Below are 12,879 nucleotides of genomic sequence, written 5' to 3'. Positions count from 1 at the left end.
AAGAGTGCCACCTGTGGGCCGTGATGTCAGGGCCGCGTCAAAAGGTTGGCTGGAAATGGTTCGTTGTCCGAAGATACGTATCCGGTATCCGAACCATTCACCTTCGCGTGCGAAGGAGGTGTCCAAAATGCGGAGTGGTTGATACCGGTTTCTAACGCTTGAGCAACGAGAGCTCTCGTTAACGCAAACGGCATTTACCGTACGGGTGTTTGTCGTACTGTTTCCCGGTGCGACTGTCGCTCGTTGCCAGGGGAAGCCGCGGGCACGCGCCAACGTCATAGACCACGTGCCAGGGGGGCCCATGAGGCATGTCCGTTTTCCTGCGCAAAGGGCGGCCGGAGCGGTCTCCGAGTCGGCGGGGCCGGCAACCGCCCCGGCGCGGCGCCTCGGTGACAAGGCCCGCTGGTACCTGCCCGCCGCAGTCACCGCCGACTTCCTCGGCGCCGCCGTGCCCGTCGGCCTCGTCTTCGAGGCCGCGCAGCAGGCCCGGCCCGTGTACTGCGCCGTCGGCGCCGCTCTGGCATGGACCGGCGTGCAGGCGCTGAGGCGTCGTTACACCTCCCGCGTGCTCGGAGAATCCCGAGGAGTCCTGCCCGTCCTCCATGACTGGCTGATTCTCATCGGGGTGCTCGCCGTGGCCCGGGTGGTGACGGGCGAGAGCACCCCGCGGTTGGCCGCCCTCGGAGCACTGCTGCCGGCGCTGCTGATCACCGTCGCCTGCCACAAGCTCACCTACCGCCACCTCACGGCGGCCCGCCGCGAGGCGCAGGCGGTCAGCCGGGTCCTGGTGGTCGGGGAACCCGAGGCGGCCGAGCACGTCATCGCCCACCTCGCCGCCCGCACCGACCACCCGTACGTCGTCGTCGGCGTGGTACCCGTCGGCGCCGGCGCCCTGACCAGCGGAACACCCGTCGCCGCGCGGCTCGACGGCGTGATGCCGGCGACGCCGAACGGCGACTCCGCCGCCGTGCTCGGCGCCGTCCGCAGCCACCACGCCGACCTCGTGCTCGTCGCGCCCGGTGTGCGGATCGCGGGGGAGCGGCTGCGCCGCGTGGCCTGGGCCCTGCACGACGAGGGCCTCGAACTGGCGGTGTTCCCGGGACTCGTCGAGATATCGATCAAGCGGCTGGAGACCCTGTCCGCCGGCGGTCTCGCCGTGCTGCGGATCGCGCCGCCCGTGAGCCGCGGCGTGCAGCCCCTCCTCAAGTCCGCGCTGGACCGCATCGGGGCGGGAGTCGGCCTGATACTGCTGTCACCGATGTTCCTCGCCGTCGTCCTGGCGATCCGGTTCGGCTCGCGCGGCCCCGCCTTCTACAGCCAGCACCGGATCGGCCGCGACGGCGAGCCCTTCGTCATGTGGAAGTTCCGCACGATGGTGGTGGACGCCGACAAGCTGAAGGCGGAGCTCTCCGGGGCCAACGAGAACGACGGCCTGATGTTCAAGATGCGCCGCGACCCCCGGGTGACCCGGGTGGGCCGGCTGCTGCGCCGGACCTCCATGGACGAACTGCCCCAGCTGCTGAACGTGCTGACCGGCAGCATGTCGCTGGTGGGCCCGCGCCCGCCGCTGCCCGAGGAGGTGGCGGAGTACGACGAGGTCGAGCTGCGCAGGCTCTCGGTGAGGCCCGGCATGACCGGCCTCTGGCAGATCAGCGGACGGTCCGACCTGTCCTGGGACGAAACGATTCAGCTTGATCTCCAGTACGTCGACAACTGGTCCTTCACCAGCGACGTCGACGTGATGGGCCGTACCCTCCGCGCCGTCGTCGACGGTCGCGGAGCGTACTGAGGGCCGTGGTGGAGTCAGTTCTGGTCGAGCCACCAGCGGTACGTGGAGGCGATTCCGTCCCGCAGGGGGATGCCGGGCTTCCAGCCCAGCGAGGTGAGGCGGCCGACGTCCAGCAGCTTGCGGGGCGTCCCGTCGGGCTTCGAGGTGTCCCAGGCGAGCTCGCCCCGGAAGCCGGTGACCTCGGCGACCGTCTCGGCGAGGGCCTTGATGGTCAGGTCCTCGCCGCAGCCGATGTTCACGGGCTCGTCGCCGTCGTAGCGCTCCAACAGCACCGCGCAGGCGGCCGCGAGGTCGTCGACGTGGAGGAACTCGCGGCGCGGGGTGCCCGATCCCCACAGCGTGACCTGCTCGCGCCCCTCGGCCGCGGCCTCGTGGAAGCGGCGGATCAGCGCGGGCAGGACGTGCGAGGACTCCAGGTCGAAGTTGTCGCCCGGACCGTAGAGGTTCGTCGGCATGGCCGAGATGTACGAGGCCCCGTACTGCTTGCGGTACGACTGGACCTGCACGATGCCGGCGATCTTGGCGAGGGCGTACGCCTCGTTGGTGGGCTCCAGCGGACCGGTCAGCAGCGCGTCCTCGCTGATCGGCTGCGGGGCAAGCTTCGGGTAGATGCAGGACGACCCGAGGAACAGCAGGCGCCCGACGCCGGCCGCGTGCGACCCGGCGATGACGCTGAGCTGGATCTTGAGGTTGTCCTCCAGGAACTGCACCGGGTAGGTGCTGTTGGCCATGATGCCGCCGACCTTGGCGGCGGCCAGCACGACCGCGTCCGGGCGGACGTCCTTCAGCCAGGCCCCGGTCGCCGCGGCGTCGCGCAGGTCCAGGTCGGCCCGGCCCCGGGTGAGCACCTCGTGGCCGTCGGCGGTCAGCCGGCGGACGACCGCGGAACCGACGAGGCCGCGGTGACCGGCGACGAAGACGCGGGCGTGCGGGGGCAGGAGCGGCAGCGAACTTGTCATACCGCCGATGATGCCAGTCCGTCGCCGCGGGATTCCGCACGGTCCGGATCCGAGCCCGCGGGACCCGGCCCCCGGCACCCGCGGCCCCGCTCCGGCAGGGCGGATTCCGCCCGGGCCGTCGAGGGCGGAATCCGCCGCAAAGCCCGCCGCAACGGACGTGTACGGTACCCATCCAGCCCCGGGCCGCGGCCCGAACGCTCGGTGCGCCCCCCGCCGGGGCCCGACCCGCGCACACCCCGAGGCACAGCCTCACCACGTCGAACAGCAACCACCACCAGGGGGATCCCATGGGCAAGACCGCACTGATCACCGGCGTCACCGGGCAGGACGGCTCGTACCTCGCAGAGCTCCTGCTCTCCAAGGGCTACACGGTGCACGGGCTCGTGCGGCGGTCCTCCAGCTTCAACACGGAGCGGATCGACCACATCTACCAGGACCCGCAGACCGCCAACCGGTCCTTCGTCCTGCACCACGCGGACCTCTCCGACGGCGTCGCCCTGGTGAACCTGCTGCGCGACATACGCCCCGACGAGGTCTACAACCTCGGCGCGCAGTCCCACGTCCGCGTCTCCTTCGACGCCCCCCTCTACACGGGCGACGTGACCGGCCTCGGCGCGCTGCGCCTGCTGGAGGCCATCCGGGCCAGCGGCGTCGACACCCGGATCTACCAGGCCTCGTCCTCGGAGATGTACGGCGCGACCCCGCCGCCGCAGAACGAGGGGACCCCGTTCCACCCGCGCAGCCCGTACGGCGCCGCGAAGGTCTTCGCGTACTGGACCACGGTGAACTACCGCGAGGCCTACGACATGTTCGCGGTCAACGGGATCCTCTTCAACCACGAGTCCCCGCGTCGCGGCGAGACCTTCGTGACCCGCAAGATCACCCGCGCGGTCGCCCGCATCAAGGCCGGCCTCCAGGACCACCTCTACCTGGGCAACCTCGACGCCGTCCGTGACTGGGGCTACGCCCCCGAGTACGTCGACGCGATGTGGCGGATGCTCCAGCAGGACGAGCCGACCGACTACGTGGTGGCCACCGGCGTCGCCGCCACCGTCCGCGAGTTCGTCGAGTCCTCCTTCACGCACGCCGGTCTCGACTGGAACGACCACGTGCGCTACGACCCCAAGTACGAGCGCCCCAGCGAGGTCGACGCCCTCATCGGCGACGCCTCCAAGGCCCAGGAGATCCTCGGCTGGAAGCCGTCGGTCCTGGTGCCCGAATTGGCCCGGATCATGGTGGACGCCGACATCCGTCAGGTCGAGGACCAACTGGCGGGCGTAACGGTCCGCATCGACCGCTGAGGGCTTATATTGCCCCTACGCTTTGCCGTGTCCCGGTCATCGTTGCGATATTTCGCGGCCTGACCGGGGCAAACCTGCCGTATGTCCGAAGTGCACCCTCCTCGTGAACCTTGTTGATTCCAAGTTGGTATGCAATGGGTCAAGTGAGGTGACCGGGTACTCGCGTGAGCCCTAGTCTGCGCCAGTACATATGGCTGTTCGGATAATTTTCAGCCATCAAACCGGGCGATTGCCCTGGGGGGCTCATGCGTAGATCCAGAGGGCTGACTGCTGCCCTCGTCCTGTCACTGGCCGGTACCGGCGCCGGCATAGGCCTGGTGCTGATGCCCGAGGCGTCGGCCATCACGCCGCCGGTGGCGTTCACGGCCGACGAACTGCCCACCTGGCAGCCGAACGGCATCGTCTTTGCGATGGACCAGGCGAACGGAACCGTCTTCGCCGGCGGTACCTTCTCGGCGGTCACCCCGCCCGAGGGCGCCGGTAGCGGCACCGAGCAGGAAGCCGTGAACTTCGTGGCGCTCGACGCCGCCACGGGCAACCCGACCTCCTGCAAGCTGGCCTTCACGGTCGGCGAGGGCACCGCCACCGTGCGGGCCCTGGTGGTCTCGAAGGACAAGAAGACCCTGTACGCGGGCGGCTACTTCGGCGCCGTCAACGGGACCCCGGTCTCCAGCGTCGCGGCGATCGACATCGAGAGCTGCACCCCCAAGGCCTCGTTCCACCCGAGCTTCCCCGCCACCGTGCGCGCGCTCGCCGTCACGGACGACACCCTGTACGCGGGCGGCGACTTCAACACCGTCGAGGGCCAGACCCGCGGGCGGTTCGCCGCGGTCGACGCCTCCTCCGGTGCGCTGAAGGCCTTCGTCGCCAACGCCGACGAGCCGGGCCGCGCCATCGAGATCAGCAACGACGGCAAGAACGTCCTGCTCGGCGGTGACTTCTTCTCGGTCAACAACGCGAACACGCACGCGCTGGCCGTCGTCGACGCCACCACGGGCGCGGTCACCAAGACGTACAACAACATCCCCTCCAACTCGGTCGTCAAGGACATCTCGGCCGACGCGACGGGCTACTACACGGGCAACGAGGGCTCCGGCGGCGGCGTCTTCGACGGCCGCATCGGCCTGAACCTCGACTTCAGCGAGAAGTGGCGCGACCGCTGCCTCGGCGCGACCCAGTACGTCCAGCCGTACGACGGAGTCCTGTACAGCTCCTCGCACGCGCACGACTGCTCCACCGAGCTGGAGTTCCCCGACGGCAAGCGGAACTTCCTGCTGGCCCAGCGGACCGACCACGAAGGCGTAGCCCCCGCGCCCGTGGACGGCTTCGTGCGCGGCCCGCGCAAGCTCGGCTGGCACCCCAACGCCAACGACGGCATCGGCGAGGGCATCGGCCCGCGCGTCATGTCCGTCGCGGAGAAGAACGACGTCAAGTACATGTGGGTCGGCGGTGAGTTCACGCTCATCAACGGCGAGCCGCAGCAGGGTCTGACCCGCTTCGCCTCCACCGGCGACGTCGGCGCGCCGACCACGCCGGTCGCCAGCGTCTCCAGCGTCAAGCCCGGCGAGGCCCAGGTCCGCTGGCGCACCAGCTACGACCAGGACGACAGCAAGCTGACCTACCGGATCTACCGGAACGGCTCGGGCACCCCGATCGCCACGGTCAACGCCGACTCCCTGGAGTTCGAGCGCCCGCAGGCGTCCTGGAACGACACCACGGTCAAGGCCGGACAGGCCTACACCTACCGGGTGACCGCCACCGACGCCGCCGGCAACACCAGCGCCCTGTCGGCGAACGTCTCCGTGACGATCCCGACCTCGGTCCAGGCCTACCCGGACAAGGTCCGCAGCGACGGCGCCCAGCTGTACTGGCGCTACGACGACACGGTCAGCCCCTACGTCGCCGACTCCTCCAACGGCGGCAACACCAGCGGCATCCAGGTCAACGCCCCGACCCTGCGCCAGACCCCCGGCGCCGTCACCGGCTCCAGCACGGCCATGGGCTTCAACGGCACCAGCCAGCAGGTGTACAGCGACCACCGCCAGTCGGTCGGTGCCACCTACACCATCGAGACGTGGTTCAAGACGAACACCACGCGCGGCGGCAAGCTGATCGGCTTCGGCAACAACACGGTCAACAGCAGCGGCTCGTACGACAAGCAGATCTACATGACCAACACCGGTCGTCTGATCTTCGGCGTCTACAACGGCTCGACCCGCACCATCTCCACCGGTCTGTTCGAGACGTACAACGACAACAAGTGGCACCACGTCGTCGGTACGCAGGGCCCCGGCGGCATGACCCTGTACGTGGACGGCCAGAACAAGGGCACGAACAGCGCCACGAACTCCACCCCGTACGCCGGTTACTGGCACGTCGGCGGTGACAACCTCGGAAGCTGGCCGACCCGCCCGACGAGCAACTTCTTCGCCGGGCAGATCGACGAGACGGCCGTCTACCCGACGGTCCTCACCCAGGCGCAGGTCAAGAACCACTTCGACCTCGCCAAGGCGCCCACCGACACGGTCTCCAAGGTCGTCACGTCCGAGGACACCTACATCAACCAGGGCGCCCCGAACGCCGCCTACGGCACGTCCACCTCGCTCGCGGTGCGCGGCACCTCGGCGTACGAGACGTACCTGCGCTTCACCCTCCCGGCCGCGCCGTCCGGGCAGGTCCTGAAGGCCGCCTCGCTCCAGTTCAAGACCAGCTCGCAGGCGGGTGCCGGCACCGCCGACACCGTGTCCGTGGTCCCGGTCACCGGCACCTGGAGCGGCGCGGGCACGACGTTCAACACCAAGCCCACCCTCGGCACCACCCCGCTCGGCAGCGTCGCGGGCGTGCCGGACGGCTCGGCCATCCAGAGCGTCGAGCTGGACAACGCCGTGGTCTCGGCGCTGCTCGGCACCAGCGCCGGCCTGGGCCTGACGAGCACGGGCACCGACCCGATGTGGATCTGGTCCTCGGAGTCGACGGCCGCGGACGCCGCACCGCAGCTGATCCTCACCTTCGGCCCGAAGTAACCGCCGAGCGCGGACGGGGCCCGGCCACCGCTGGTGACGCCGGGCCCCGTCCGCCTCTCCACCCCGAGTACCCAGTAAGTACGGGAGCCACCTGATGTACCGACGCTCCGCAGCGGCTGCTGTTCTGCTGGCCGCCGCCCTGACGCTGACCGCCTGCTCCTCCGACGACGGCAAGGCCGACGCCGGGGCCGCGGTCAAGCCGAAGCCGCCGGCCTCCTCCTCGGTCCCCGACCCGGCGGACGCCTCACCGACGCCCTCCGGGCCGGCCGCGTCCGTGGCCCCCGACGCCAAGCCGACGGGCCCCGTAGTGCCGGACCCGAAGCTCACCCCGAAGACGGGCAGCTTCAAGGACAACGAGAAGAAGTACCTCAGCGGCCGGGTCCCCGAGAAGATGGACCCCGCGGCCGTCCTCCAGACCGGCGAGGAAGCCTGCCAGCGGGTGGAGCGCACCGCGAAGCGGGACAAGGACGCGGCGACCGCGGCCATCATCTCCGGCGAGATCAAGGGCGCGAAGGACGCGATCACGCACCTGTGCCCCGAACAGAAGCCGGTGTTGACCGTCGCGGAGAAGGGCTTCGGTGACGGATCCCGCAACGCGCCCGCCGCGGGCACCTACCGGGCGCTGACCCAGGGCACCACCTGCACCTGGGAGGCCAAGGGCAAGGACGGCTCCGTCCTGGCCTCCGGCCCCGAGGCCCCGCCCAAGGCGGGCGACCGGATCACGGCCACCGTCCCGGGCGGCGCCGCCACGTTCAACTCCACCGGCTGCTTCGCCTGGATCCCCGCGTAGCCCGTACCCGCCGAGCCCCCCGGCACCACCACGACAACGCCGCCGCACCCGCAACACCCGGGCCCCGGCGGCGTTTTCGTGCCCGCGTTCGGGGTACCCGCGCGGTCACACGACACAGCGGAGGCGAATCCTATGCGGGGCATCGGCGGTTGCATCGCCCTCATCGTGGTGGGGGCCATCCTCACCTTCGCGAGCGACTGGGAGCTGGAGAGCGTCAACCTCGACCTCGTCGGCCTGATCATGATGGCGGCCGGCTGCGTAGGCCTCGCCGTCTACGCGAGCGTCCTCAAACGCCGCCGCGCCACGGCCGCCTTCCCGGTCGTCGAGGAACGCCGGGACGTCATCTAGGACCTGTCGTCGAACTCCCGTCTGCCTCGCGGTCGACGACGGGACTTCGACGACAGGCCCTTGGGCGCCGGCCGCACGGGCGGGCCACCGCCCTCAGTGGCGCAGGGCTCCCTCGTACACCGGCAGGAGGGTGTCCAGCACCGCGTCCATCGAGAAGGACGCGGTCGCCAGCTCGCGGGCCGCGTGGGAGGCCTTGCCGTTGGTGTCGGCGTCGAGGAGGTCCAGGACCGCGCGGGCCACCCCCTCCGGGCCCGGGTCGACGGCGCGGCCGGCGCCCGCCGCCGCGATGTCGCGGGCCAGGCCGTTGGAGTGCGTCACCACCGGGGGCACGCCCACCGCGAGGGCCTCCAGGACCGACATCGGGAACGGCTCCTCGACGGACGGCAGGACGTACACGTGGGCCCGCCGCAGCTCCGTCAGGACCTCGCTGCTCGACAGGGCCCCCGGCACCGTGAACCGCGCGCCCAGGCCGAGCGAGTCGATCCGGGCCCGGACGGCCGCGAGCTCGCCCTCGTCGGGGCCCGCCACCACGAAGTGCGCGTCCGGGTGGGCCGCGAGGACCGCCGGGGCGGCGTCCACGAAGTCCACCGGCCGCTTGCGGGCCTGGAGCCGCGCCGAGTACAGGATCCGCGGCGGTCCGTCGAGCGGCGGCCGCTCCTCCTGCGCCGGAGTGCCGTTGACCAGCCGCACGGACCGCTCCAGCGGCGAGCCGACCACCGCGTCCAGCCCCTCGCGCTCGTGCGGGGTCAGGTACAGCACGGCGTCGGCACCGCGCAGCAGACGGCGCACCGCCACCGCGTCCAGCACCTTGGCCAGCGCCTTGTCGCTCGGGTCGACCATCCCGTGGGTCTGGAGCACCAGCGGCTTGCCGGCACGCAGCGCGGCCAAAGCCACCGGCAGGGTGACCAGGTCCCGGGCCAGGTGCACGTGCACCACGTCGGCCTCCCGGACCAGCCGCCCCGCCGAGACCAGCAGGGCCGGCGAGGTCATCCCGCTGAAGCCGAGGGGCAGGATCCGACGGGCCGGGAAGAGCTTGGCCGGAACACCCTCCACGTCGGTGGGCCACGGCTCGGGGAAACCCTCGCCGAGCGCGAGCAGCCGGGCCTCGTGGCCCCGCGCGCGCAGCCCCTTGGCGAGGTTCAGCGCGACCCGTACCGGCCCGCCGAAGGCGTGCGAGGGGGAGTGCAGCGTGACGGCGTGCAGTACTTTCACTTCGGCTCCTCCACCGGGCGGCGGCGGCCGTCCTGGGTCTGCAGGGTCAGTTCCGGCAGGTCCTTGTGCACCACGGCGCCCGCGCCCGCCACCGCGCAGCGGCCCACGGTCACCCCGGCCAGCACGGTCGCCCGTACGGCCACCCACGCGCCGTCCTCGACGGTGATCGGGGCGTTGCGGTAGCGGAAGTCGGCGGCCCGGTGGTCGTGCGAGCCGGTGCACAGCATCGACTCCTGCGACAGGCACACGTTCGCCCCGATGGTCACCGGCTCCAGGTTCAGCAGCCAGGCGCCCTCACCGATCCAGGTGTGGTCCCCGACGGTCAGCTTCCACGGCCACAGCACGCGGACCTTGTGCCGGATCAGGACGCCCTCGCCGATCCTCGCCCCGAAGGCCCGCAGCAGTGCCACGCGCAGCCGCGCCGGACAGAACCACGCCATGAACACCGTGTTCATCACGGCGAACCAGAGGGCCTGCGTCAGCAGCCCGCGGCCCTTGTCGTACCCGGCCAGCGTGAAGGCAGGAAGATCACGCACCAGTCGCCCCTCATCGTCCACCCCGACGCGCCTCCCCGGGCGCAGACCGCTCAGACTAGACTGCGCGCGGATCACGCACAGGGGTGGGGGCAACAGTGGCTACGGACATACGCAAGCCCACCGTCACGCCCAAGGCACCCCCCGTCGAGGACGAATCGAAGTGGGGCAGGGTCACCACCCCGCGCACCCTGCTCTCCCGGGCGCTGTCCGTCCCGCTCGCCCTCGGGTTCACCGTCTTCCTGCCGTTCTTCGTCGCCGCCCAATCCGGTGCCGGCGCCCGCGACGCGGCCTTCTGGCTCCAGCTCCTGCTCGCCATGTACGCCGGCGCCCGACTCTCGGCAATGGTCCTCACCAGCCGCCGCAAGCTGCTCCAGGGCTCCTTCTGGCTCTTCGTCTACATGGCCATGGGTGTGGCGCCCCTCGCCCAGGCCGTCCTCGGACAGGTACCGACGCCGGTCGTCGGCCCGCGCTCGGACCTCACCGTCGCCGTGGGCCTCGTACTGCTCGGCTGCACCGCCTTCGACGTCGGCGTCCTGCTGGCCCGCCACCGGCCCACCGGCCGCGCGGGCGGCTCGCAGAAGGAGGCGCGGCCGGTCATGGCCCACCGGCGCCGCCTCCAGCTCCTGACCGTCATCGCGTTCCTGTGCAGCGCCGCCTTCATCATGAAGCTGGGCGGCCCGGCCGTGTTCTTCTCCAGCCGGCAGGAGATCATCGCGGGCATCGAGGAGGCGGGCGTCTCCAACGGCGACGGCCAGGCCGGTCAGGCCCTGCTCCGCGGCTTCGGCACCGTGCCCGCGCTGCTCGCCCTGCTCCTGTACACGCGCTGGCTGATCACCTCGAAGTTCGCCCGTCGCAAGGTGTCGGTCATCGTGACCTGGGCCGCGCTCGCCGGGCTGAACCTGATCGTCAACAACCCGATCTCCAACCCGCGCTACTGGTTCCTCACCGTCATGTTCGCGCTGCTCTTCACGGTGTTCCCGGTGAGCGCCGCGATGTACCGGGTGGCCCTGTCCATGGCCGTGGTGATCGCCCTCCTCGTCTTCCCCTTCGCCGACCGCTTCCGCTACGACGAGAAGAACTACAAGCCGGTCGAGACGACCTCGTTCCTGGAGCCGATGGCGCTCAAGGACTACGACCAGGTCGGCATGTTCGCGAACACCATCACCTACTCCAACTCCGGTCCCGGCCACTTCTACGGCCGCCAGCTCGCCGGATCCATCTTCTTCGCGGTGCCGCGCTCGGTCTGGCCCGGCAAGCCGCGTGACACCGGCGTGATGGTCGGCACGTGGATGGGCACCGTCAACACCAACCTCTCCTCCCCGATCTGGGCGGAGCTGTGGATCGACTTCGGCCCGCTCGGCATGGGCGCCGGACTGCTCGGCATGGGGTACGCCGCCGCCCGCGTGGACCGCCGCTATGCCAAGCGGGCCACCCGCCGCTCGCCACCGGGCAGCCTGATCTCCGTCGTCGTCCCGCTCGTCGCCGGCTACTCCTTCATCCTGCTGCGCGGTCCGCTGCTCCAGGCCTCGGGCCGGGTCGCCATCGCCGCGATGTGCCTCGCGCTCGTGGCCACGTACCGCACGGACAAGGGCACCACCCTGCGCTGACGCGCACGGGGTTGCCGCCCGGCATCACCCGGTACGGCCCCGGTCCCCACACGCGCCCGCGCCGGCGGCGCAGCCCTCCCCGCTCGGCGCCCTCCGCTCCGCCTGCCCCGTCCCGTCCCGCTCCGCGCTGCCCGCGGCCACGCCGCCCGTCCCGCTCCGCTCGCCCGACGCCCGCGAGCGGAGCTTCCGCACGTCCGGGCGCGGACGGTGGTGACGCCTCCCGACCGCGCTCCCGACCGCCGGTTCAAGCCTCGGCGGACGCTTCCGGCCAGGGCCCCTTCAGGCCGGCCGGAACCCCTTGGAACAGCCCCTGACCAGCGGACATGATCGTGTCAACGGCCCGCAGGGGCCGGGGAACACCGGGAGGTGCGGCCGAAAAGCGCACCCCCGATCACCGCACCGCTGCGCGTCCGCAGTACATCCACGTCTTCATCCCGGGGGATCCGTCATGCCCGCTCGCCGTCGTACGACCGCGCTCGCCTCGCTCACCGCCACCATCGCCATCGGCGCGTCCGTCGCGCTCTCGCTGGGCACCACCTCGGCCTCGGCGGCCAGCGTGGCGACCTGGGACAAGGTCGCCCAGTGCGAGAGCTCGGGCAACTGGAGCATCAACAACGGCAACGGGTACTACGGCGGCCTCCAGTTCTCCGCGTCGACCTGGCGGGCCTTCGGCGGCACGGCGTACGCCGCGTACGCGCACCAGGCCACCAAGAAGCAGCAGATCCTGATAGCCGAGAAGGTCCTCGCCGTTCAGGGCCCGGGCGCCTGGCCGAGTTGCGGCCGCAGCCGGGGACTCGGCACCGACCACGCCGACCCGTACCCCGACGCCCCCACCCCGCCCGCCCCCGCGCAGTCCTGGAAGGCGCAGGTTCTCGTCGACTCCGGCAACGGCCTGCACCACGCGACGCGCTTCGCCGACGGCACCTGGACCCGCTTCGGCAACGTCGAGGGTGAGGCGGCCGCGGTACCCGGCGGCGTCCGCGCCGTCGCGGAAGCCGGCATCAACGGCGACACGCACGTCCTGGCCGTCAGCAACGAGGGCAGGCTCTACCACACCGTCCGCAACGGGAACGGTTCATGGGGCACCTTCGGCGATGTCCACGGCGCAGCCGGTCAGTTGTCGAACGTGACGCAGGTGGCGGCGGCTTCGGTGGGTGCGGAGCTTCAGGTGGCTGTGGTGGCGGACGGGAAGGTGTATCACACGGTGCGTCGGGCGGATGGCAACTGGACGCCGCTGGCTCCGGTGGGCAACCCGGTGGGTGACAGGCCGGTGGCGAAGGTGGCGATGGCTCGCACCGGGTCCGATGTGCAGGT

Annotated in this window: 10 protein-coding genes; 7 read left to right on the top strand and 3 right to left on the bottom strand. The window is 71.0% G+C overall.

Going from position 1 to position 12,879, the window contains the following annotated elements; all coding sequences use genetic code 11:
• Positions 1–301: 301 nt before the first annotated feature.
• Positions 302–1,789, top strand: a complete 1,488-nt coding sequence (locus ACZ58N_RS03790) for a sugar transferase (protein ID WP_471155266.1) — start codon at positions 302–304, stop codon at positions 1,787–1,789.
• A gap of 14 nt (positions 1,790–1,803) precedes the next feature.
• Here ACZ58N_RS03790 and ACZ58N_RS03785 read toward each other — a convergent pair whose 3' ends face one another.
• Positions 1,804–2,748: a GDP-L-fucose synthase family protein gene (locus ACZ58N_RS03785; RefSeq protein WP_471155263.1), complete on the bottom strand. Its 945-nt coding sequence runs from the start codon at positions 2,746–2,748 to the stop codon at positions 1,804–1,806.
• Positions 2,749–3,035: 287 nt separating this feature from the next.
• On the opposite strand from ACZ58N_RS03785, the gene gmd reads away from it, so the two are divergent.
• The 4 genes from gmd to ACZ58N_RS03765 all read left to right on the top strand — a co-directional run bounded on the left by gmd (position 3,036) and on the right by ACZ58N_RS03765 (position 8,210).
• On the top strand, positions 3,036–4,049 hold the full coding sequence (gene gmd, locus ACZ58N_RS03780; protein ID WP_281210800.1) for a GDP-mannose 4,6-dehydratase: 1,014 nt from the start codon (positions 3,036–3,038) through the stop codon (positions 4,047–4,049).
• 245 nt (positions 4,050–4,294) lie between these two features.
• Positions 4,295–7,072 (top strand): CBM96 family carbohydrate-binding protein, encoded by a 2,778-nt coding sequence (locus ACZ58N_RS03775; protein WP_471155262.1) that lies wholly within the window; start codon positions 4,295–4,297, stop codon positions 7,070–7,072.
• Between the two features lie 94 nt (positions 7,073–7,166).
• The gene (locus ACZ58N_RS03770; protein ID WP_471155260.1) at positions 7,167–7,862 is read left to right on the top strand and encodes a hypothetical protein; all 696 of its coding nucleotides are present in this window, start codon (positions 7,167–7,169) and stop codon (positions 7,860–7,862) included.
• A gap of 132 nt (positions 7,863–7,994) precedes the next feature.
• Entirely contained in the window at positions 7,995–8,210 is a 216-nt protein-coding gene (locus tag ACZ58N_RS03765; RefSeq protein WP_281210803.1) for a DUF6458 family protein, read from the top strand.
• Positions 8,211–8,303: 93 nt separating this feature from the next.
• Here the strand turns inward: ACZ58N_RS03765 and ACZ58N_RS03760 are convergent, their stop codons facing one another.
• The gene (locus tag ACZ58N_RS03760) at positions 8,304–9,422 is read right to left on the bottom strand and encodes a glycosyltransferase (RefSeq protein WP_471155257.1); all 1,119 of its coding nucleotides are present in this window, start codon (positions 9,420–9,422) and stop codon (positions 8,304–8,306) included.
• On the bottom strand, positions 9,419–9,958 hold the full coding sequence (locus ACZ58N_RS03755; protein ID WP_471155255.1) for a WcaF family extracellular polysaccharide biosynthesis acetyltransferase: 540 nt from the start codon (positions 9,956–9,958) through the stop codon (positions 9,419–9,421). Before ACZ58N_RS03755 ends, ACZ58N_RS03760 begins: the two co-directional genes overlap by 4 nt.
• A 95-nt stretch (positions 9,959–10,053) precedes the next feature.
• Between ACZ58N_RS03755 and ACZ58N_RS03750 the strand changes: the two genes are divergently transcribed.
• Both ACZ58N_RS03750 and ACZ58N_RS03745 read left to right on the top strand, forming a co-directional pair.
• The gene (locus ACZ58N_RS03750; protein ID WP_471155252.1) at positions 10,054–11,565 is read left to right on the top strand and encodes a hypothetical protein; all 1,512 of its coding nucleotides are present in this window, start codon (positions 10,054–10,056) and stop codon (positions 11,563–11,565) included.
• Between the two features lie 448 nt (positions 11,566–12,013).
• On the top strand, positions 12,014–12,879 hold an 866-nt coding region (locus ACZ58N_RS03745), incomplete at its 3' end, for a transglycosylase family protein (protein WP_471155249.1).

The sequence above is a fragment of the Streptomyces sp. NPDC040432 genome, assembly GCF_055595445.1.
Note: the sequence above shows the minus strand (reverse complement) of the source record. Positions and strands in the feature narration are given on the sequence as shown.